Below are 20,242 nucleotides of genomic sequence, written 5' to 3'. Positions count from 1 at the left end.
ACGATGTTGCCCGGACGGGCGCTTTGCGTCGACCATGTGCCGTCGATCGTCTACAATCCATGTATCCGATTGAGCATAACATACCAACAAGAAGGGCGCGTGCAGTATGGGGTTCTACGATACGGTTTTCAGCGCGTTCGTCACCCTGCTTGTTACAATCGATCCGCCCGGACTGGCGCCATTGTTTCTGGCGCTCACGCCGGGCATGGAGCGGCACCACCGCGGACAGGTGGCGCTTCGCGCCTCCATCATCGGTTTTATCGTGATGGCGCTCTTTGCCATTGCGGGCGCGCAGATACTCGGCATGTTCGGCATTACCATCGGTGCGTTCCGCGTTGCCGGTGGCCTGTTGCTGTTCTGGATCGCATTTGAGATGATTTTCGAGAAGCGGACAGAGCGCAAGGAAAAGAGCGCCGAGGTTGCCATCACCAAGGACCATATCCGCAATATTGCCGCTTTCCCGCTTGCCATTCCGCTGATTGCCGGTCCGGGCGCAATTTCGGCAATCGTGCTGACCTCGGACTCATTCCATGGCGTCGGGCCGCGTTTGGCCCTTCTTGGCGTCATCTTCGTCTGCCTGCTGATTACCTATCTCGTGCTGCTGCTGGCCGAGCGCGTCGACCGGTTTCTGGGCGAAACCGGTCGTTCCATCCTGACCCGCCTTCTCGGCGTCATTCTGGCAGCGCTTGCCGTTCAGTTCGTTGCAGATGGCATCAAGACACTCATCACCGGTTAAGCCGATTTCTGTGCCTTCTTGCCAATCATGGCGTGACGCAGCTTGGACGAGAACCAGTCGATCACGGCAACAGCGATCAGGATCATGATGATCAGGAAGGAAACGTCCTGAAGGTTCAGAACCTTGATCTGTTCCGCCAGATGCGCGCCGATGCCACCTGCCCCAACAATACCGATGATCGTTGCCGAACGGGTGTTTGACTCGAAGAAGTAAAGCACCTGACTGCCGATCAGTGGCAAAACCTGTGGCAGCACGCCGAAGCGATAACCGTGCAGCTTGCCGCCACCCGACGAGACCACGCCTTCGACCGGCTTCTTGTCGGCCCCTTCAATGGCTTCCGAGAACAGCTTGCCGAATGCGCCGAAATCCGAGCAGGCGATGGCGAGGATACCGGCAAACGGCCCAAGCCCCACAACCGACACCCAGATCAGCGCCCAGATCAGCGTATCGACGCCGCGAATGGTATCGAGGAAGCGGCGGATGCCGAAATGCAGGAAGACATTCGGAATGATGTTCTTCGCCGCCAGAAAACCGAATGGAAAAGCGAGGATCGCTGCCAGCAATGTGCCGAGATAGGCGATTGCCAGCGTTTCCATCATCGACCAGAGATAAAGGCTGAAACGACCGCCGGATGATGGCGGCATCATCATCAAGGCGAAATCGCCGAGGCGACCGAGGCCGTTTAGAATGCGCAGCAGCGAAAAATCGAGCCAGTAGAAGGCGAACCAGACCGAAGCGATAAGCGCTACGGTTAAAATCGCCAGATTGCGCCATGTGCGCCCATTGCCGAACAGATCGGCATATTCGGCTCTGAGTTCCTTTTCGTGCGCATGCGCTTCGCGGGAGAGACTTTGTGCAATGTCGGTCATAATTCTCTCCTCAACCAATACGGCCAAGCAGTGCGTGACGCACGCGCTGGGTGACAAGATCGATCACGACGATCGTCACGATGATCAGAAGCAGAATGGCGCTGACATCGCTGTAATAGAACTGGCGGATCGAGGTAAGCAGTTCCTGCCCGATGCCGCCTGCCCCCACAAAACCCATGACGGAAGCGCCGCGCACGTTGATTTCAAAGCGCAGCAGGCCATAGGAAGCAAAATTTGCGGCCACTTGCGGCAGCACGGCAAAGCGAATGACCTGCAAGCCGGAGCCGCCCGATGCGCGAATACCTTCTACCGGGCGCATATCGATATTCTCGACGACTTCGGAGAACAGCTTGCCCAGTGCTCCTGTCGTATGAAGCATCAGTGCCAGCACACCGGCCATCGGCCCAAGACCGAAGGCGATAACGAACAGCAGCGCGAAGACGATTTCTGGAACCGTACGCAACAATTCCAGCCCGCGACGAACGATGAAGCGAACCGTCGAATTGGGAGCCATGTTGGATGATGCTGCGAAGGAAGCGGCGAAAGCGACGACTGCACCGATCAATGTCGCCAGATAGGCGATCAACAGCGTCTCAAACAGCATCTTGAGCCAGCCGCCGAGGTTCCAGTACCAGGCAGCGAGGTCGCCCCAGAAATTGGCGATGGTCAGATCCGGCAGAATGCGACCGAGATAGCTTGTAAAGCGAAAGAGATTTTCGACCAGTGTGCCCGGCCGAACATCGGCAACGACGGAGGCAGCAATGGCGACAACGACAAGCGCGAGGAGCAGCGCGATACCGTAGAGACGCCGTTTGCCGACTTCTCTGCGATAATCGGCAAGCAGGCCTTTTGCACCGTTGCCGTCGAGTGAGGATACCGTCATGCGAGATTCCTTTAATCAAGCATGATCTTGTCCGAAAACCGGTTCCCACTTTTCGGGATCATGCTCTAAAAAATGCCCGGAACGGGTTAGGTTCCGGGCACTTCAATTGTTCTGCGGATTAAGACTTGCGAGCCTTGTCGTTGAACTTGAGCATCTCGATGATTGGTTCGAAATCCTTAGCTTCGGTGGCTACGAATTCCTGATCCTTGCCGTCGGAAAGGGCGTCAAAGCCAGCCTTGTCCTTGGTTGGCATGTCGAGGAAAGCCTGCTTGATGTCTGCCTTCAACTGGTCTGGCAGCGTGCTGAGAACGGCGAACGGGCCTTCTGGAAGGAAGTCCGACTTGAAGATGACGCGGAAATCGTCCTTCGTCATTGCCTTGCCGTTGGCGTCTTTCAGAACGCCGCGGCTGACCATACGGGTCAGGTTGGAATCGTTTTCCGAGTTCCAGGAGTTGGCAGCGGCGTCAGCGGTGCCCTGCGCAAGAGCAAGAACTGCATTTTCATGGCTGCCAGCAAAGAAGTTCTTACCGAAGAACGTATCGACGCTATAGCCTTCGCGGTTGAGGAAGAAGCGCGGAGCATTGTTGCCCGACGTGGAGTTCGGATCAACGAGAGCAATGGTCTTGCCCTTCAGGTCATCCATTTTCTGGTAGGGGCTGTCGGCGCGAACATAAACGACAGAGTAGTAGCCGTTGACGCCGGTGTCATGACGCTGGTTGACGAGCGGAGTGGTTTCAACGCCGGTCATGACGGCGCGGGCATAAGAAGCCGGGCCATAGAATGCGATCTGGATGTTACCGGCGCGCTGGCCTTCGATGACGGCGGCGTAGTCGTTGGCGACGCGCAGCGTGACCTTGGTGCCAAGTTCCTTGCCGAGATATGCAGCCAGAGGTGCATAACGGTCGGAAGTGGTCGAGGCGTTTTCAGCCGGGATAACGCCCAGAACGATTTCCGGATAATCCTTGCTCCAGTCAGCAGCCTGAGCGGTGGAGGCCATCATTGGCATGGTCAGCGTTGCGGTAAGCGCAGCCGCCGCCAGAAAGTTTCTACGGTTAAGCATAGGTATCTCCTGTTAATCCTGAGTTTGGAGCGTGTTTTTTCCGGAGCTTTATGCGCTCAGGCGGAAAGCTGGCGCAGAACGGCTTCAGCCGACTGCGGAACTGGCATTGGCATTGTTTCAGCCTGTTCATCGGCGTCGATGACGTCAGCGGCTTCCATGCCGTAAAGGTCACGTGATGCCATATCTGTCAGCATCGACGGTGTGCCACGGAATACGATCTTGCCAGCAGACATGCCGACGAGGCGGTCGCAATAGCTGCGCGCAATATCGAGCGAGTGCAGATTGCAGAGGACCGTAATGCCATATTCGCGATTGATGCGGCGCAGGGCGTCCATGACGCTGCGGGTATTGCGCGGATCGAGCGACGCAATAGGCTCATCGGCAAGAATAATGCGTGGCTGCTGCACGAGCGCGCGGGCAATCGCCACGCGCTGCTGCTGGCCACCCGAAAGTTCATCGGCGCGGTGCGCCGCAAGATGCGCAATATCGAACTGCTGCAGAGCGGAAAGCGCGATCAGGCGTTCTTCGTCGCTCCAGATACGCAGGAGCGACTTGGGCGTCGAAACATAATTGAGACGCCCCATCAGAACATTGGTCAGAACATCCAGACGATCAACCAGATTGAAATGCTGGAAAATCATCGCACATTGCGCGCGCCAGTCACGCAATCCCGAGCCTTTAAGGCCCGTAACATCACGACCATCCCAGTGAATTGTTCCCTCGGACGGCTCGACAAGGCGATTGATCATACGCAGAAGCGTCGACTTTCCCGCGCCCGAGCGCCCGATAATTCCCACAAACGTGCCCGGCTCGATTTCGAGGTCCACGCCCGAAACCGCCACCTTGTCATTATAGCGGCGCGTTATGTTGTTCAGTTGAAGCATGAATTCGTCTCCATTCATGCTCACTTTGAATTGCTTCCATGACACTGCAATGAAAGCATAATGACGTTTGTGTAAATTTACACGCCGCTATAGAGATTTCACCTAAGCAATTGTTTTAACAGTTATTTCCTTCAAATGATGAAGGAAGGTCTCTGTGGATGCATTGACATCACCTGAATTGTCTATTGTGACAACATCTCCGGCATCGTCATCGAAGCTCACTTCACGCGCAAGTCGCGCGGTGATTTCTTCCCGGCTTTCACGACCACGCGACGCAAGCCGTTCTGCCAGAACGTCCGGTCGGGCTGTTATCACGACCACAGAACGTGATTTGTAGAGCCTGCGAATATCGCCAAGCACTCGCCGTGAAACGTTGGCGATCACCACCGTACCGTCGGCGATTTCATCCTCCAGTGATTTTGGCAATCCATAGCTCAGGCCATGCGCCTGCCAGTGCAGAGCGAAGGCTCCCTCGCCTGCAGCTGTTGCAAAAGATGCTTCATCCAGACTGTCATGATCTTCCGTGCCCGGCATTTGCGGGCGGGTGATGATGCGGCGCACAAAATGAAAACGCGTGTCGCCCGCAAGAGCCACACGCGCTGCATCCATGATCGTATCCTTGCCGGCCCCGCTGGGGCCGACGACGGCGACGAAACAGCCTTTCGGCATATCGGATTGCATCTGCATCAAAGCACCCGTTCGCCTTCGCGCCAGACCGTACGGACAACCGGGATTGCACCTTTCGGGCGCACGCGAACGAGATCGGCGCGCTTGCCGATGGCGATTTCGCCGCGATCATCCATGGCCATGGCGTCGGCAGGATTCTTGGTCACGAGGCGGACAGCCTGTGGCAGCGCAATCGGACGTTCACCCGAAGCAAGGCCGAAAGCCGACTGAATGAGGCTGAACGGAATATAGTCCGAAGACAGGATGTCGAGGCTGCCATTGTCCACGAGATCACGCGCGGCGATATTGCCGGAATGCGAGCCACCGCGAACGATGTTCGGCGCGCCCATCAGGATCGAGAGGCCCGCACCTTTCGAAGCATTGGCCGCTTCCATCGTGGTCGGAAACTCGGCAATCCGCACGCCATGGTCGAGCGATTCATCGACATGCGCACTGGTCGCATCGTCATGGCTGGCCAGAACGATGCCACGTGTCGCAGCCATTTCGGCAATGGCGCGGCGATGATTGGCCGAATAGGCGTCCGAATCCGCCATACGCTTCTCACAATGCACCCGGAACTCCTCATCCGTGAGCTTCATCTTGCGCATGTAATAAGTGCGATAGGTCTCAAGATCAACGAATTGACGCTGTCCCGGCGCATGATCCATCAGCGAAGCGAGTTTGACGCGGTCATCGCCCGCAAAAAGCTCGAACGTTTCGAGACAATCTGCCGAAGATACTTCGCAGCGCAGATGCAAAAAGTGGTCTGCACGCAGGCGATTTTCGCGAACACCGCTTTCAATGGCATCCGCAAGCATCCGCATATCCTTACCAACGAAGTCGCGGTCATAGTCGGAGCCGACACGCATCGCATCGAAAACCGTCGTGATGCCCGATGCTGCTACCTGCGCATCATGGGCCTGAACCGCAGCGTCGACATTCCAGCGCACTTTCGGACGCGGCGCGTAATGGCTTTCCAGCTGGTCGGTGTGCAATTCGATGAGGCCCGGAATGACATAATCGCCATCCATGTCATCGCCGCCATTGGCATAGCCCTGATTGATGGCTGCAATTTTGCCGTCACGGATCAGGATAGAACCGGAAACAATCTCGTCAGCGAGCACGATCTGCGCATTTTTCAGAACGATTTCATTAGCCATTGGATAGCTCTTTCATGACCGCATTTGTGTTGGCGGCCGTTTCATATTTTGAGAGGAAAGCTTCGATATCGAGCGCGCGGAAATCATCGAGCGCTTCACGCAGACGATCATGGCTCCAGTCCCACCAGGCCAGCCGATCCAGACGATTGCCGGTCGCAGCATCGAAACGTTCGCGAATGAGACGCGCAGGCACACCACCCACGATCGTATAGGGTGCCACGTCCTTGCTCACCACTGCTCCGGCCCCAACAACCGCACCATTGCCAACCGTCACACCCGGCAAGATGGTGGAGCCATGGCCGAGCCATGTGTCGTGACCGATTTTCACCGCATTGCCACGACGCCACTCGAAAAACTCCGTCTCATCCTTTTCCTCCGGCCAGTAATCACCGGCACGGTAGGTGAAATGATGCAGCGTCGGGCGCCATGTCGGATGGTTGGTGGCGTTGATACGCACATGGCTGGCGATATTGGAAAACTTGCCAATTTCCGCGCACCATATTTCGCAATCGACGCCGAGATAGGAATAGTCATCGAGCATAGTTTCCGAAACGCGGCTGCGCTCGCCTATCTCTGTGTAGCGACCGAGTGTGCAACCGCTGACGATGGCGGTTTTATGCACCAGCGGTTCTACCGATAGCTTGGTCATGCGGCGGCCCTCGGAGAGAAAGCTGTCACGTCGATAATCCGGTCCGCAACCTCCGTACGCACATCTTCATCGTGGAAGATGCCTAGCATGGCGACGCCCTGCTCCTTCTTGGTCTTAATGAGATCAACCACGACCGCACGGTTCTTGGCATCAAGCGAGGCGGTCGGCTCATCGAGCAGCAGTACCGGATGATCCGTGATGAAACCGCGCGCGATGTTCACGCGCTGCTGTTCGCCGCCGGAGAAGGTTGCAGGCGGCAAGGCCCAAAGCCTTTCTGGCAGGTTGAGCTGTGACAGAAGCTCGCGAGCGCGGTTCAGCGCAACTTCGCGATCGACGCCACGCGCAACCAGAGGCTCGGCAACCACATCGATTGCCGCGACGCGCGGCAGTGTGCGCAGAAACTGGCTGACATAGCCAATCGTATCGCGCCGCACCGCCAGCACTTCGCGCGGATCGGCTGTTGCCAGATCCACCATACGGTCTTCGTGACGAATGAGGATCGAACCTGCATTCACAGCGTAATTGCCATAGACCATCTTGAGAATGGAGCTTTTACCGGCACCGGAAGGTCCGCCAAGCACGGCGCATTCGCCTGCTTCCAGATTGAAGTCCACGTTACTTACGACTGGCAACTGAATGCCACCTTGCAAGTGCATCGTGAACGTCTTCGCCAGACCCGACACCGCCAGCGGAGAGGATGTTCTAACTTGTGTCATTTCTCACCTCACGCATGAAGTTTCGCTAATTTACGAACAACACGCTGCAAACATCTGTTTTAATTTACTAAACCTGTAGAATAGACGACACGAGCAGCTGCGTATAAGGCGCTTGCGGGTCATCCAGAACGCGGTCGGTCAGGCCCTGTTCGACAATATGGCCGTCTTTCATGACCATGATGCGATGGGACAGAAGCCGGGCTACGGCAAGATCGTGAGTAACGATGATCACCGACAGACCAAGATCGCTGACGAGGCCGCGCAACAGGTCGAGAAGACGTGCCTGCACGGACACGTCGAGACCGCCGGTCGGTTCATCCATGAAAACAAGTCGCGGAGCGGTCACCAGATTGCGGGCAATCTGCAAGCGCTGGCGCATGCCGCCAGAGAAGGCGCGCGGCTGATCGTCGATACGGTCGGAGGCTATTTCGACACGTCCCAGCCATTCGGTGGCCGTCGAGCGGATATTACCGTAATGGCGTTCTCCGACTGCCATCAGGCGTTCGCCCACATTGGCGCCAGCTGAAACCGTCATGCGCAATCCGTCTGCAGGGTTCTGGTGCACAAAACCCCAGTCGGTCCGCATCAGGAAACGGCGTTCCGCCTCGCCAATCTTGTAGAGATCGCGGAATTCACCGTCACGCATCCGGTATTCGACGGTGCCGGAAGTCGGCTCGAGGCGGGTTGCCAGACTGTTCAGGAGCGTCGTCTTGCCCGAACCGGATTCGCCGACGATGGCCAGCACTTCGCCTGGCCACAGATTGAAGGAAATGTCTGCACAGCCACGGCGATTGCCGTAAAACTTCGACAGGCTGTTTACTCTCAGCAGGGGTTCGCTGTTCATTTTACGGTCTCCTTGGCCGCAGCCTCCTTGTTTGCAGCCAGATGACCGAAATGGCCGTTGGCCTGACGGTCTTCGCAAAAATCAGTGTCGGAGCAGACGAACATCGAGCCGCCGCGATCATCGAGCACGACCTCATCCAGATAGACGCCCTTCGCGCCGCACAGCGCACAGGGTTCCTTGAACTTCTGCACTTCGAACGGATGATCCTCGAAATCGAGGCTGACCACCTGCGTATAGGGCGGGACGGCATAAATGCGCTTTTCGCGACCTGCGCCGAACAGCTGCAATGCCGGAGACATATGCATTTTCGGATTGTCGAATTTCGGCGTCGGCGAAGGTGCCATCACATAGCGGCCTTCGATCATTACCGGATAATCGTAGGTCTTGGCGATATGACCGTGACGCGCAATGTCCTCGTAAAGCTTCACATGCATGAGGCCATATTCGGCGAGCGCGTGCATCTTGCGGGTTTCGGTTTCGCGTGGCTCCAGAAAACGCAGCGGTTCCGGGATCGGCACCTGATAGACAATCACCTGCCCCTCGGTCAGCGGATATTCCGGGATACGGTGCCGGGTCTGGATGATGGTCGCCTCGCCCGTATGGGTTGTTACAGCGACATCGGCAGTCTTCTGGAAGAAGGCGCGGATGGAAACGGCATTGGTCGTGTCATCGGCACCCTGATCGATGACCTTCAGCACATCATCCGGCCCCAGAATTGCAGCCGTCACCTGCACGCCGCCGGTGCCCCAGCCATAAGGCATCGGCATTTCACGGCTGGCAAAAGGCACCTGATAGCCCGGTATTGCGATGGCCTTCAGGATGGCGCGGCGGATCATCCGCTTGGTCTGTTCGTCCAGATAGGCGAAGTTATAATTGGCCAGATCGCTCATTCTGCGGCCTCCTTCGTTACGCCTTCAGTCTCATTGTGCGCTTGGTCATATTCCGCACGCATGCGGCGAATGAGGTCGAGTTCTGCCTGGAAATCCACGTAATGCGGCAGTTTCAGATGCTCGACGAAACCCGTCGCCTGCACATTGTCGGAATGCGAGATGACGAATTCCTCGTCCTCGGCAGGTGCCGTCACATCCGCATCGAATTCCCGCACGCGCAGTGCACGGTCGCAGAGCGACATGGACATGGCCTTGCGTTCGCTCTGGCCGAACACCAGACCGTAACCGCGCGTGAATTGCGGCGGCTGCTTGGCCGATCCCTTGAACTGATTGACCATCTGGCATTCGGTCAGCTGCACGCGACCGAGCGAGACGGCAAAACCAAGTTCGGGCACGTCGAACTCGACATCCACTTCGCCAATGCGGATTTCGCCGACGAAAGGATGGTTATTGCCATAGCCGCGCTGGGTGGAATAGCCGAGCGCCAGCAGGAAACCTTCATCACCGCGTGCCAATGCCTGAAGGCGCAGATCGCGCTCCATCGGGAATGTCCACGGTTCGCGGGTCAGGTCGCCCGGTTCGTGACCTTCCGGCAGGGAACCATCATCCTCAATCATGCCGACCGCGCCAAGAATATCGGTTACACGCGGCGTCTCTTCCTTCACGGCTTCCCGCATTTCGGGTTCCGGAACGGCAACATCACCGGCCAGATCTGGGTCGAGCAGACGATGCGTGTAATCAAAGGTCGGTCCGAGCAACTGACCACCCGGTAAATCCTTGTAGGTCGCAGAAATGCGGCGTTCGATCAGCATTTCAGCGGTTTCCATCGGCCGCGAATAGCCAAAGCGCGGCAAGGTGGTGCGGTAGGCGCGGACCAGAAAGATCGCTTCGATCAGATCGCCGCGCGACTGGCGCACAGCAAGTGCCGCCAGTTCGCGATCATAGAGCGAACCTTCGGCCATGACGCGATCAACCGCCAGCGCCAGCTGTTCGGCAATCTGATCGAGACGCAGTGCCGGAACCGAACGGTCGCCGCGACGACGATCATCGAGAAGACGGTGTGCATTATGGATGGCCGTTTCGCCACCCTTTACGGCAACATACATTTTCAGCCCTCCAGAGCGGAAACGCGAGTTGTGCGGGGAAGCGCTGCAACAGCGCCGTCGCTGACCAGAACAAGATCAACGCCGAGCGGGTATTGTGCGCCGTTCTCACGCCATTGCTGGATGAAATCCTGCGGCAGACCTTCGACATGAAGTGCACGTTCGCCATCGATACCGGGGCCTTTCAGCACAAAGCCCTGTCCGCTTGTCAGTGACGCAACAGCGAGAACGACGGTTGTCGAACAGTCGGGAAATTCGGCGTCGCCCTGCGAAAACCCTGCCAGAGACGGCAGCAGCGAAACATTGCTGGCTAGAGCGAATTGCGCGGCATCCGCACTTTCGACACGCGGCGCACCCGTGTGGAAAGTAAGCCAGGCGGTTGCGCTTTCATCAGCTGCTATCGCTGCATCGCACCAGACAGTTGCATCGTGATCGAGCAAGGTTGCTGCAATAACGCCCAGTTCAGGCGTCAGCGGCTGCGGTGGTGTGGCTGTGCGAGCCAATGGATAAATGCGACCGGGATTAGCCATGGCGTGCATGACGGCATGAAAAGCTGACTGCGCATCCGTCACCGGATCGGCAAAGCCACCCTCAAACGCGGAGGAAGTGCTGTTTTCGAGAGAAAAAGGAAGCATCAATTGTCTCCCCGGACCATTGTGAAGAAATCGACCTTGGTAGCGGCGGCTTCGCCGCGCAGCTTGGCATCGGCATCGTTCAACCGTTTGCGCAAGACATTCAGCACTTGTGCCTCCACGGCATCGCGATGGCCTTCATCGAGCCACAATGCATCGAAGACAGCGGCAAGCCGCGCCTTTTCCTGATCGCGACCGAGCGCATAAGAGTGACCGACAGAACCGTCGGAGAGCCGCACCGTAGCGCGCGTCACCGTTGCCTCGCCGACATTGAAGGATGCACCGCCGCCACCAATGCGGCCACGCAGCATTACGAGACCGGTTTCCGGTCCGCGCAGAACTTCAAATTCCGGCTTGTTGGACCATGCCTGCCAGAAGGCATGCAGCTCTTCGCCGCTTGCACGCGCAAGAACTGCCATGCTTGCCTGCCGTGCGGCTTGAACTGAATCTGGCACTGCATCCGGCACTGTTCCGCTTTCAGTGGCGGAACCGGCTCCGCCTCCCTTCGCACTTTGCTCCGTACCGTACATGAGCTTCCCTGCCCTGTTAGTTCCAGAGCGCGCTTTGACCTGATTGCATCAGATCAATGCTCTGGAGTTTGTTTTGAGGCGCATCTTGTCCGAAAACCGTTTCATGTTTTTCGGGATGCACTCCCGTTGACTTGATCTCTCAAATTGTCTAGTTATATAGACAACTATACAATACCAGAATGAATACACCCTGCCAATGACAGGACGATGACAGTTGATGACAAAGACCAGACGAATTGAGAGAAACAGCGGCGTGGCCATCTGGCGGCAGATTGCCGACGAGATACGCGGCGAGATCAGAGCCGGAAGGCTTCAGTCGGGTGCGCGTATGCCCGCCGAGATGGAACTTGCCGACAGGTTTGGAGTCAATCGCCATACGGTGCGCAGCGCCATTGCCGCGCTGACGCAGGAAGGCGTGCTGCGTGCCGAGCAAGGGCGCGGCACCTTCGTTGCCAATGCAAAGCGCCTCACCTATCAGATCGGACGTCGCACCCGCATTTCGCAATCACTGGCTTCGCAAGTGCGGGACATGAAAGGCGCGCTGCTCGCTTCCGGCACAGCGCCTGCCTCCCCGGATATAGCCGAAGCTCTTGAGATCGAGCCTGGTTCACCTGTCCTGCGGCTGGAAACCTTGCACAGCGCCGACGGACGCCCCGTGTCGCGCGCAACACTCTGGATCAGTGCCGAACAATTTCCGGAAATTGCCGAGGATTATGCGGAAAGCGGTTCCGTCACCGTGGCTTTCCGAAAAGCAGGAGTTGCCGACTACTTCCGTAAATCGACAATCATATCCGCCCGCCATGCGGATTCGGATGATCTGAAACATTTGAAGCTTTCGCCCGGCGCCATTGTACTGACGGCCAAGGCGATCAATGTGAATACCGATGGAGTGCCGATCCAGTATTCGCTGACACGGTTTTCAGCGGATAATATGGAGTTTTCTATCGACACGTATCCCGGTGACCCGCAGATGAATGACATGAACTGAATCGTGCTGGCACTGAACTGCTCTCGAAGCTGTTATGAACGCGCTCAATCCAGACAGGAAATTTCCAATGACCGTGACCATTTTTCATAATCCAAAATGCGGCACCTCGCGTAATACACTGGCAATGATCCGTGCCAGTGGCAAAGAGCCCGTCATCATCGAATATGTGCAGAATCCACCCACGCGGGAACGTCTGCTCGGTCTGCTGGCGGCAATGAACATGACACCACGCGAACTATTGCGCGAGAAAGGTACACCCTATGCCGAACTCGGGCTGTCCGATCCGAAATGGACTGATGACGAGCTGATCGATTTCATGATGGCTCATCCGATTCTGATCAACCGGCCCATCGTCGAAACGCCGCGCGGCACCAGGCTTTGCCGTCCCTCTGAGCTGGTTCTGCCGCTTCTGGAAAACCCCGTCGCATCATTCACCAAAGAGGACGGTGAGCAGATTACATCTGAGGGCAAGTCGCGCTGACGAACTTGCAATCAGACATCATGCTTCCTAGAGAATTGGAAGTATGATCCAATAGAAAAGGCGCTGTAAAACAGCGCCTTATCAAATTTAACTTATAAACTGGATTATATCCGTTCTCAGAACGGAATTTCGTCGTCCAGATCGCGCGAGAAGCCACCGCTGCCGCCACCCTGATTGGATGGGCCGGACGAGCCGAAATCACCGCCGCCACCGGAATAGTCAGACATCTGGTTACGGTTGCCGCCACCGCCGCCGAACGAACGGCCTTCACCGCCGCCTTCACCACGGCTATCGAGCATCTGCAGTTCACCACGGAACTTCTGCAGCACGACTTCCGTCGAATAACGGTCATTGCCGTTCTGATCCTGCCACTTGCGGGTCTGGAGCGCGCCTTCGATGTAAACCTTGGCACCCTTCTTCAGATATTGTTCCGCAACCTTGGCGAGGTTCTCATTGAAGATGACAACGCTGTGCCATTCGGTGCGGTCCTTGCGTTCGCCGCTCTGGCGATCGCGCCAGCTTTCCGACGTTGCAATGCGCAGATTGGCAACCACGTCGCCGGAATTCAGACGACGAATTTCCGGATCGGCACCAAGATTGCCGACCAGAATGACTTTATTGACGCTACCAGCCATCGAAAATTACTCCGGGTCTTGCATGCACACTCTTTCCGCACTGCTTCGCGCGGACAAGAGGCACTTTTCAAATGAAAGATCAGGCGCAACAATGCGCCATCACCAGAAACTCATATGTTCACCTTACAGGACTGGCTCAAAGCGTGCTCAATCCGGGCCGGTGAATTCTTCAATGTCCACAGAGTTTATGTTCTTGTTTTGTTCAAAATGCAACCTTCCGACATTAAAAAGCCTTGCGTTCGCCATAAATTTCAGTGGGTTTTTGCACCGTTTATCGCGCTGATAATGCAGTTTGCCTCATTTCAGGGGCTGAAACTGCATCTGCCTTAATTTCAAAACAGCCTTGCCGACAACCTTCATAAAGCAATAGCTGCCTGCGCTTGGCAAACGGGATCAGCTTCCAAGGAAAAGCCCTGCCGCTCACTGTATCTTTGGCGCGCAGGGCTTGGGGTTTGAGCAATGCTCATGTGTCGACATTAATTCGTCGGCAGGTCTTTTCGGATCACAAAGGCGCACGGCCATTTGCATTCCGCGCAAATTCAAATTGTCGGCAATCACACTTTCGATCAACGAGGCATCATTCCTTGCGAAAAGATGCTGCCGCAACCGAAACGGATTGTGCTTTCATCTCTGTGAAAGCTAGGCACTGTAGTCAGGTGGACTCATGCTCCTTAACCTCCCTACTGGGTCTCCCCGCCTCCTGCGGACCTCTTGCCGATGCCGTGTCATCCCACCGCGGCACCTCTCCGCTATCAGCGAGTAAGGGTAGTCTGCTCCTGTCAGGAGTGACAGTCAACGCTCTTGCGTTCACATTTCGTATCGCCTATCAGAAGGCTGGTTGTTCGATATTTGTTCTAATGATAAGAGTGCACCGATGAATGACCGGAGCCCCCTTCTTATTGGAGGGTTTCACCCCATATTAGACACCGGCGCGACGTGTTTTACCATTCGGCGCCCGTTATCCATGGCATCATGAGCAGGCAGGACGCGGAATGAGCGATCAGAAATTCATTTCCATACGTGGCGCGCGCGAACACAATCTGAAAAATGTCGATCTCGATCTGCCTCGCGACAAGCTGATCGTGATGACGGGGCTTTCCGGCTCGGGCAAATCCTCGCTTGCCTTTGATACGATCTATGCGGAAGGCCAGCGCCGTTATGTCGAAAGTCTTTCGGCCTATGCGCGCCAGTTCCTCGAAATGATGCAAAAGCCGGATGTCGACCAGATCGACGGCCTCTCTCCTGCCATTTCCATCGAGCAGAAGACGACGAGCCGCAATCCGCGTTCGACGGTCGGCACCGTCACCGAAATCTACGACTATATGCGCCTGCTCTTTGCGCGCGTGGGTGTGCCCTATTCGCCTGCGACCGGCCTTCCCATTGAGAGCCAGACCGTTAGCCAGATGGTTGATCGGGTCATGGCGCTGGAAGAAGGCACGCGCCTTTATATCCTCGCGCCCATCGTTCGTGGCCGCAAGGGCGAGTACAAGAAGGAGCTGGCAGAGCTTCAGAAGAAGGGCTTTCAGCGCGTCAAGGTGGACGGCACCTTCTATGAAATCGCCGACGTTCCGGCGCTGGACAAGAAATACAAGCACGACATCGATGTTGTGGTGGACCGTGTCGTGGTGCGCCCTGACCTGTCGACCCGCCTCGCCGACAGTCTTGAAACATGCCTCAAGCTTGCTGAAGGTCTGGCCGTCGCCGAGTTTGCTGACAAGCCGCTGCCGCCTGAAGAAACGGCTGAAGGTGGTGCTGCCAACAAGTCGGCCAACGAAACGCATGAGCGCATTCTGTTTTCGGAAAAGTTTGCCTGCCCGGTTTCCGGTTTCACCATCCCAGAAATCGAACCGCGCCTGTTCTCATTCAACAACCCGTTCGGCGCCTGCCCGACCTGTGATGGTCTCGGCACGCAGCAGGCCATTGATCCGAACCTGATCGTTCCCGACGAAACGGCAGTGTTGAAGGACGGCGCGATTGCCCCATGGGCGCGGTCTTCGTCGCCCTATTACAATCAGACGCTGGAAGCGCTTGGCAAAGCCTATGGCTTCAAGATCGGTGCGCGCTGGGTTGATCTTTCGGAAGAAGCCCAGCAGGCCATTCTCTATGGCACCAAGGGCAAGGAAATCACCTTCCAGTATGATGACGGCCTGCGTTCCTACCAGACGACGAAGCCTTTTGAGGGCGTGATCCCCAATCTGGAACGCCGTTGGAAAGAGACCGATTCCGCCTGGTCGCGCGAAGATATCGAGCGCTTCATGGCCTCGACCCCCTGCCCTTCCTGTAACGGCTACCGCCTGAAGCCGGAAGCGCTTGCGGTCAAGGTTGGCATGAAGCATGTTGGCGAGATCACGGAAATGTCGATCCGCAAGGCCGACGCCTGGTTCCGCGACATTGATAGCAGCTTTAACGACAAGCAGCGCGAGATTGCCGCCCGCATCCTCAAGGAAATCCGGGAGCGCCTGCAGTTCCTCAATGATGTCGGCCTCGACTATCTGACGCTGGCGCGCAATTCCGGCACGCTGTCGGGCGGTGAAAGCCAGCGTATCCGTCTTGCCTCGCAGATCGGTTCCGGCCTGACCGGCGTGCTTTACGTGCTGGATGAACCATCCATCGGCCTGCATCAGCGTGATAATGCGCGTCTCCTCGACACGCTGCGCCATCTGCGCGATCTCGGCAACACGGTCATCGTGGTCGAACATGACGAAGATGCGATCCTGACCGCCGACTATGTGGTCGATATCGGCCCTGCGGCAGGTGTCCATGGCGGCAAGATCATCGCTCAAGGGTCGCCGCAGGACGTGATGTCCAATGCGAACTCGCTGACCGGCAAATATCTGTCAGGCGCGATGGAAGTTGCCGTTCCGGCGGAACGCCGCAAGATTTCAAAGTCCAAGCGCATCAAGGTCGTCGGCGCGCGTGGCAACAATCTGAAAAATGTCTCGGCGGATATTCCGCTTGGAACCTTCACCGCCGTCACTGGCGTTTCAGGCGGCGGCAAATCCACCTTCCTGATTGAAACCCTGTTCAAGGCCGCTTCGCGCCGCATCATGGGTTCACGTGAGCATCCGGCGGAGCATGACCGCATCGAGGGGCTGGAATTCCTCGACAAGGTGATCGATATCGACCAGTCGCCGATTGGTCGTACGCCTCGTTCCAACCCGGCAACCTATACCGGCGCCTTCACGCCGATCCGCGACTGGTTTGCGGGTCTGCCGGAAGCCAAGGCGCGCGGTTATCAGGCGGGGCGCTTCTCGTTCAATGTGAAGGGCGGACGCTGCGAGGCCTGTCAGGGCGACGGCGTCATCAAGATCGAGATGCACTTCCTGCCGGATGTCTATGTGACTTGTGATGTCTGTCACGGCAAACGCTACAACCGCGAAACGCTGGAAGTCCTGTTCAAGGGCAAGTCCATCGCCGATGTGCTGGATATGACAGTCGAGGAAGGTGCGGAGTTTTTCTCCGCCGTGCCTGCCGTTCGCGACAAGATGGAAACGCTCGTCAAGGTGGGTCTCGGCTATATTAAGGTCGGCCAGCAGGCGACGACGCTTTCGGGTGGTGAAGCGCAGCGCGTAAAGCTTGCCAAGGAACTGTCGCGCCGCGCGACGGGCCGCACGCTCTATATTCTGGACGAACCGACAACCGGCCTGCACTTCCACGATGTGGCCAAGCTGCTTGAAGTGCTGCACGAGCTGGTGGAACAGGGCAACACAGTCGTTGTGATCGAGCATAATCTCGAAGTCATCAAGACTGCCGACTGGGTCATCGACCTTGGACCGGAAGGTGGCGATGGCGGCGGCGAGATTGTTGCCGTGGGCCGTCCGGAAGACATCGTGCAGGAGAAACGCTCCTACACCGGCCACTTCCTCAAGGAACTGCTGGAACGCCGCCCCAAGCGCAGTTCAGAGGCTGCCGAATAAGCGGCAGGCAAAGAGAGTTATCGGAAGCCGGGCCCAGTGCCCGGCTTTTTTGCGGATACTCCTCTGTCTGAGCGGGCAAGGACCTGAGAATAAAAGCGTTAGTCGCTTTATAACGGCCAGCGCGGTCACATCATGTTCTGAGGTAATATACGACTTTCTAATACTCCGGGTCTGTTCCCGATCTCGAATTTATACGCCGGGACTCATAGCTTGTTCACGCCCGGCAAGACTGCGTTCTGAATGGCTTCTGCGACATATGCGAGGTTCGTTTGCGGTCGAAGGTTCGGGTAACGGAGATCCAGAACAATGGCTTATGACGAACTCAGAACCAGATTGCGCGGAGTAACAACCGCTCTTGTTACCCCATTTGAAAACGGAGAAGTGGCGCACAAGGCTTTCGCAGAGTTGGTGGAGTGGCAGATTGGAGAAGGCATCCATGCTCTTTCTCCCTGTGGCACGACCGGAGAGGCCCCAACTCTCAATACGGCGGAAAAGATCAGCCTCATCAAAGCCTGTGTTGACGTCTCTGCAGGGCGTGTACCCGTTGTTGCAGGAACAGGCACCAACGATACTCTATCGACAATTGCATTGACGAGCGCTGCAGCTGCCTGCGGTGCTGACGCCGCCCTGATTGTGACGCCATACTATAACTGCCCGTCTCAGGAAGGCTTGTATCGCCACTTCGAAGCCGTGGCTCGCAATGTCCAGATACCAATCATCCTTTATAATGTCCCGAAGCGAACCGGCGTTGATCTTTCTCTGGAAACTATCGAACGGCTGAGTGAACTCCCGACCGTCATTGGTATCAAGGACGCGACTGGTGAACTCGACCGGCCCAAACGCATCGTTCGTCGTATAGACGATCGGCTGATACAACTATCAGGACATGACGCGACCGCCGTTTCCTTCAATCTTGAGGGGGGAGACGGAATGATTTCAGTCATATCGAATGTGCTTCCAGCAACCACTGTCGAACTTTACGAAGCCTGTAAGCGAGCCGATGCCTGCGCTGCCAGAACGCTCGGCTTCAAATTGAAGCCTCTTCTGACTGCTATGGAACAGGATACCAATCCCGTTCCGGTGAAGTACGCCTTGCACCATCGGCGTGGTCTCTCGCCGGATGTACGGCTGCCGTTGGTTGGCGTCAGCGAAGAAACCGCCAGCGCCATTCGCCGGGCCTGTGCGGCCATTGACCATGTGGAAGAAACACCCTCGGCGCTCATAGCGCAGCATCAGCAAGCGGTACTTTCCATCACACTGGCGGCGCGCTGAAACACCGCCAGCCCAGCGCCCCAGCAATTGAAACATTCGTGCAACCATCAGGAGTGAGGTTTCAATCATGTACGGAAAATTGGGCCTGTTTTTACACCTGAGCAAAGCAAAGCGTACGCATGCAGGGTCCCGGAACATCAGTTCAGCCATTACCGAGCAAGAATTGCGCCAGGACATCAGCATACTGCTCCGCTTGATGACAGTGATTGGAGCCGGCGTTCTGGTGACGTTCCTCATCATGCAACTTACACAGTGAATGCGGTTGCGTCTCTGGATGGAGCACTCACTATGACCACAAAAAACCAGAGAAACGCCGCCGTTCCAATGCCGCGCTTCATCGTCGACAAGGAAGCCGCACGGCGCTGGGTCGTCTATGACCGGCTGGGACTTGTCGGGGGACTTTTCACAGATCGCGTATCAGCACTGCGTTTTGTGAAGTCCATTTGCGATACGCGACCTGCTGCTACCTACAGACTTTCCCGTAAAGGGGCATTGTGCACCGATATGATCTTCGGGAAGCGCACTTCCCTGCTGAAGATCGTCCGCTAGTCCATTGAGCCGCCAAATGGTGTCATTTGGCGGTACAATCTCGTAACATCAGCCGAGCATTCTTTTACTCATGAAAAACCCGGATATATTTTTCGACTGGCTGCTACCATTGGCAGCCGTTTTCGCACTGGCCAGAATCCTGACGGATATTTTTGGTTCTTAGAAGCCCACATCCGGTTGCAAGCACTCATTCACGCTTACTACATTTACGAAAAAAGCCCGGCAATGCCGGGCCTTCTCGACAGCCATTCGCGATCATGCCGCAATGGCTGGAAATTTAACGTCACGATCCGTTCGAAGAGCTTTCACTCTCCAGATCATGATTAGCCGTTTACGGCGTCCTTCAGGCCCTTGCCAGCCGAGAACTTCGGCACATTGCGAGCCGGAATAGCAACTTCCTTGCCGGTCGATGGGTTACGGCCGGTCGAGGCAGCGCGATGCGAAACGGAGAAAACGCCGAAGCCAGGCAGACGGACTTCTTCACCAGCCTTCAGGGCGCCGGTAACAGCGGCGAGTACGGCGTCAACTGCAGTACCGGCATCAGCCTTCGTCAAACCGCCCTTTTCCGCAACTGCGGCAACCAATTCGTTCTTGTTCATTGGCATTTCCTTTCTTTATCTACCGGAACGGATAACGTGACCGGATTGGTCGGAGTTTATTCAAATCGTTTCACAAACCAAGCCTGTCAACGTGAAAAAACCCCGGAAAACCGGGGTTAAACACAGAAATGCCGGGCAAATTGCCCGGCATTTCAATTGTTGGTCCTGATAGACGCCTT

The 20,242-nt window shown here is 56.5% G+C and carries 21 protein-coding genes; 6 read left to right on the top strand and 15 right to left on the bottom strand.

Annotated elements, in window-relative coordinates:
- Positions 1-106 precede the first annotated feature (106 nt).
- A complete protein-coding gene (locus KWJ32_RS17115) occupies positions 107-736 on the top strand; it encodes a MarC family protein (RefSeq protein ID WP_012092073.1) in 630 nt (209 codons plus the stop codon).
- On the opposite strand, the gene phnE (KWJ32_RS17110) is transcribed toward KWJ32_RS17115, so the two are convergent.
- The 13 genes from phnE (KWJ32_RS17110) to phnG form a co-directional block, all read right to left on the bottom strand.
- Positions 733-1,605 carry a phosphonate ABC transporter, permease protein PhnE gene (phnE, locus tag KWJ32_RS17110; protein WP_012092074.1) on the bottom strand — a complete coding sequence of 291 codons (873 nt, stop codon included), beginning with the start codon at positions 1,603-1,605 and terminating at the stop codon, positions 733-735. The two genes, KWJ32_RS17115 and phnE (KWJ32_RS17110), sit on opposite strands and share 4 nt — an antisense overlap.
- A gap of 10 nt (positions 1,606-1,615) precedes the next feature.
- A complete protein-coding gene (gene phnE, locus KWJ32_RS17105; protein ID WP_012092075.1) occupies positions 1,616-2,488 on the bottom strand; it encodes a phosphonate ABC transporter, permease protein PhnE in 873 nt (290 codons plus the stop codon).
- A 118-nt stretch (positions 2,489-2,606) separates the two neighbouring features.
- Positions 2,607-3,548 carry a phosphonate ABC transporter substrate-binding protein gene (gene phnD / locus KWJ32_RS17100; RefSeq protein WP_012092076.1) on the bottom strand — a complete coding sequence of 314 codons (942 nt, stop codon included), beginning with the start codon at positions 3,546-3,548 and terminating at the stop codon, positions 2,607-2,609.
- Positions 3,549-3,604: 56 nt separating this feature from the next.
- A complete protein-coding gene (phnC, locus tag KWJ32_RS17095; protein ID WP_012092077.1) occupies positions 3,605-4,432 on the bottom strand; it encodes a phosphonate ABC transporter ATP-binding protein in 828 nt (275 codons plus the stop codon).
- Positions 4,433-4,534: 102 nt separating this feature from the next.
- A complete protein-coding gene (phnN, locus tag KWJ32_RS17090; protein ID WP_036586893.1) occupies positions 4,535-5,113 on the bottom strand; it encodes a phosphonate metabolism protein/1,5-bisphosphokinase (PRPP-forming) PhnN in 579 nt (192 codons plus the stop codon).
- Positions 5,114-5,118: 5 nt separating this feature from the next.
- The gene (locus KWJ32_RS17085) at positions 5,119-6,258 is read right to left on the bottom strand and encodes an alpha-D-ribose 1-methylphosphonate 5-triphosphate diphosphatase (RefSeq protein ID WP_012092079.1); all 1,140 of its coding nucleotides are present in this window, start codon (positions 6,256-6,258) and stop codon (positions 5,119-5,121) included.
- On the bottom strand, positions 6,251-6,907 hold the full coding sequence (locus KWJ32_RS17080; protein WP_012092080.1) for a DapH/DapD/GlmU-related protein: 657 nt from the start codon (positions 6,905-6,907) through the stop codon (positions 6,251-6,253). The genes KWJ32_RS17085 and KWJ32_RS17080 overlap by 8 nt, the downstream gene beginning before the upstream one ends.
- Positions 6,904-7,623 (bottom strand): phosphonate C-P lyase system protein PhnL, encoded by a 720-nt coding sequence (phnL, locus tag KWJ32_RS17075; RefSeq protein WP_012092081.1) that lies wholly within the window; start codon positions 7,621-7,623, stop codon positions 6,904-6,906. Before phnL ends, KWJ32_RS17080 begins: the two co-directional genes overlap by 4 nt.
- A 67-nt stretch (positions 7,624-7,690) precedes the next feature.
- Positions 7,691-8,467 (bottom strand): phosphonate C-P lyase system protein PhnK, encoded by a 777-nt coding sequence (gene phnK, locus KWJ32_RS17070; protein ID WP_010660129.1) that lies wholly within the window; start codon positions 8,465-8,467, stop codon positions 7,691-7,693.
- A complete protein-coding gene (locus tag KWJ32_RS17065; RefSeq protein WP_012092082.1) occupies positions 8,464-9,357 on the bottom strand; it encodes an alpha-D-ribose 1-methylphosphonate 5-phosphate C-P-lyase PhnJ in 894 nt (297 codons plus the stop codon). The genes phnK and KWJ32_RS17065 overlap by 4 nt, the downstream gene beginning before the upstream one ends.
- Complete coding sequence (locus KWJ32_RS17060) at positions 9,354-10,463, bottom strand: carbon-phosphorus lyase complex subunit PhnI (RefSeq protein WP_010660131.1); 1,110 nt, start codon at positions 10,461-10,463, stop codon at positions 9,354-9,356. The genes KWJ32_RS17065 and KWJ32_RS17060 overlap by 4 nt, the downstream gene beginning before the upstream one ends.
- A gap of 2 nt (positions 10,464-10,465) precedes the next feature.
- A complete protein-coding gene (gene phnH, locus KWJ32_RS17055; protein WP_012092083.1) occupies positions 10,466-11,095 on the bottom strand; it encodes a phosphonate C-P lyase system protein PhnH in 630 nt (209 codons plus the stop codon).
- Complete coding sequence (gene phnG, locus KWJ32_RS17050) at positions 11,095-11,622, bottom strand: phosphonate C-P lyase system protein PhnG (RefSeq protein WP_012092084.1); 528 nt, start codon at positions 11,620-11,622, stop codon at positions 11,095-11,097. The genes phnH and phnG overlap by 1 nt, the downstream gene beginning before the upstream one ends.
- 214 nt (positions 11,623-11,836) lie before the next feature.
- On the opposite strand from phnG, the gene phnF reads away from it, so the two are divergent.
- Together phnF and arsC are read left to right on the top strand one after the other, a co-directional pair.
- Positions 11,837-12,610, top strand: coding sequence for a phosphonate metabolism transcriptional regulator PhnF (gene phnF / locus KWJ32_RS17045; protein WP_115179273.1), 774 nt, complete (start codon positions 11,837-11,839; stop codon positions 12,608-12,610).
- Positions 12,611-12,677: 67 nt separating this feature from the next.
- Entirely contained in the window at positions 12,678-13,091 is a 414-nt protein-coding gene (gene arsC / locus KWJ32_RS17040; RefSeq protein WP_012092086.1) for an arsenate reductase (glutaredoxin), read from the top strand.
- Positions 13,092-13,207: 116 nt separating this feature from the next.
- Here arsC and ssb read toward each other — a convergent pair whose 3' ends face one another.
- On the bottom strand, positions 13,208-13,726 hold the full coding sequence (gene ssb, locus KWJ32_RS17035; RefSeq protein WP_012092087.1) for a single-stranded DNA-binding protein: 519 nt from the start codon (positions 13,724-13,726) through the stop codon (positions 13,208-13,210).
- Between the two features lie 992 nt (positions 13,727-14,718).
- Between ssb and uvrA the strand changes: the two genes are divergently transcribed.
- The 3 genes from uvrA to KWJ32_RS17020 all read left to right on the top strand — a co-directional run bounded on the left by uvrA (position 14,719) and on the right by KWJ32_RS17020 (position 19,464).
- Positions 14,719-17,643, top strand: a complete 2,925-nt coding sequence (uvrA, locus tag KWJ32_RS17030) for an excinuclease ABC subunit UvrA (protein WP_010660138.1) — start codon at positions 14,719-14,721, stop codon at positions 17,641-17,643.
- A gap of 306 nt (positions 17,644-17,949) precedes the next feature.
- Complete coding sequence (dapA, locus tag KWJ32_RS17025) at positions 17,950-18,915, top strand: 4-hydroxy-tetrahydrodipicolinate synthase (RefSeq protein ID WP_012092088.1); 966 nt, start codon at positions 17,950-17,952, stop codon at positions 18,913-18,915.
- 288 nt (positions 18,916-19,203) lie between these two features.
- On the top strand, positions 19,204-19,464 hold the full coding sequence (locus KWJ32_RS17020; protein WP_151609915.1) for a hypothetical protein: 261 nt from the start codon (positions 19,204-19,206) through the stop codon (positions 19,462-19,464).
- A 323-nt stretch (positions 19,465-19,787) separates the two neighbouring features.
- Here KWJ32_RS17020 and KWJ32_RS17015 read toward each other — a convergent pair whose 3' ends face one another.
- On the bottom strand, positions 19,788-20,063 hold the full coding sequence (locus KWJ32_RS17015; RefSeq protein WP_006470422.1) for an HU family DNA-binding protein: 276 nt from the start codon (positions 20,061-20,063) through the stop codon (positions 19,788-19,790).
- Positions 20,064-20,242: the final 179 nt, after the last annotated feature.

Source organism: Ochrobactrum sp. BTU2 (genome assembly GCF_024539785.1).
Lineage (GTDB): Bacteria > Pseudomonadota > Alphaproteobacteria > Rhizobiales > Rhizobiaceae > Brucella > Brucella anthropi.
This window is presented reverse-complemented; position numbering and strand designations above follow the sequence as displayed.

What these genes read in the sequence shown, in the direction of transcription:
- KWJ32_RS17115 (WP_012092073.1), top strand. Translation starts at nt 107, where the DNA reads ATGGGGTTCTACGATACGGTTTTCAGCGCGTTCGTCACCCTGCTTGTT.
- phnE (WP_012092074.1), bottom strand. Translation starts at nt 1,605, where the DNA reads ATGACCGACATTGCACAAAGTCTCTCCCGCGAAGCGCATGCGCACGAA.
- phnE (WP_012092075.1), bottom strand. Translation starts at nt 2,488, where the DNA reads ATGACGGTATCCTCACTCGACGGCAACGGTGCAAAAGGCCTGCTTGCC.
- phnD (WP_012092076.1), bottom strand. Translation starts at nt 3,548, where the DNA reads ATGCTTAACCGTAGAAACTTTCTGGCGGCGGCTGCGCTTACCGCAACG.
- phnC (WP_012092077.1), bottom strand. Translation starts at nt 4,432, where the DNA reads ATGCTTCAACTGAACAACATAACGCGCCGCTATAATGACAAGGTGGCG.
- phnN (WP_036586893.1), bottom strand. Translation starts at nt 5,113, where the DNA reads ATGCAATCCGATATGCCGAAAGGCTGTTTCGTCGCCGTCGTCGGCCCC.
- KWJ32_RS17085 (WP_012092079.1), bottom strand. Translation starts at nt 6,258, where the DNA reads ATGGCTAATGAAATCGTTCTGAAAAATGCGCAGATCGTGCTCGCTGAC.
- KWJ32_RS17080 (WP_012092080.1), bottom strand. Translation starts at nt 6,907, where the DNA reads ATGACCAAGCTATCGGTAGAACCGCTGGTGCATAAAACCGCCATCGTC.
- phnL (WP_012092081.1), bottom strand. Translation starts at nt 7,623, where the DNA reads ATGACACAAGTTAGAACATCCTCTCCGCTGGCGGTGTCGGGTCTGGCG.
- phnK (WP_010660129.1), bottom strand. Translation starts at nt 8,467, where the DNA reads ATGAACAGCGAACCCCTGCTGAGAGTAAACAGCCTGTCGAAGTTTTAC.
- KWJ32_RS17065 (WP_012092082.1), bottom strand. Translation starts at nt 9,357, where the DNA reads ATGAGCGATCTGGCCAATTATAACTTCGCCTATCTGGACGAACAGACC.
- KWJ32_RS17060 (WP_010660131.1), bottom strand. Translation starts at nt 10,463, where the DNA reads ATGTATGTTGCCGTAAAGGGTGGCGAAACGGCCATCCATAATGCACAC.
- phnH (WP_012092083.1), bottom strand. Translation starts at nt 11,095, where the DNA reads ATGCTTCCTTTTTCTCTCGAAAACAGCACTTCCTCCGCGTTTGAGGGT.
- phnG (WP_012092084.1), bottom strand. Translation starts at nt 11,622, where the DNA reads ATGTACGGTACGGAGCAAAGTGCGAAGGGAGGCGGAGCCGGTTCCGCC.
- arsC (WP_012092086.1), top strand. Translation starts at nt 12,678, where the DNA reads ATGACCGTGACCATTTTTCATAATCCAAAATGCGGCACCTCGCGTAAT.
- ssb (WP_012092087.1), bottom strand. Translation starts at nt 13,726, where the DNA reads ATGGCTGGTAGCGTCAATAAAGTCATTCTGGTCGGCAATCTTGGTGCC.
- uvrA (WP_010660138.1), top strand. Translation starts at nt 14,719, where the DNA reads ATGAGCGATCAGAAATTCATTTCCATACGTGGCGCGCGCGAACACAAT.
- dapA (WP_012092088.1), top strand. Translation starts at nt 17,950, where the DNA reads ATGGCTTATGACGAACTCAGAACCAGATTGCGCGGAGTAACAACCGCT.
- KWJ32_RS17020 (WP_151609915.1), top strand. Translation starts at nt 19,204, where the DNA reads ATGACCACAAAAAACCAGAGAAACGCCGCCGTTCCAATGCCGCGCTTC.
- KWJ32_RS17015 (WP_006470422.1), bottom strand. Translation starts at nt 20,063, where the DNA reads ATGAACAAGAACGAATTGGTTGCCGCAGTTGCGGAAAAGGGCGGTTTG.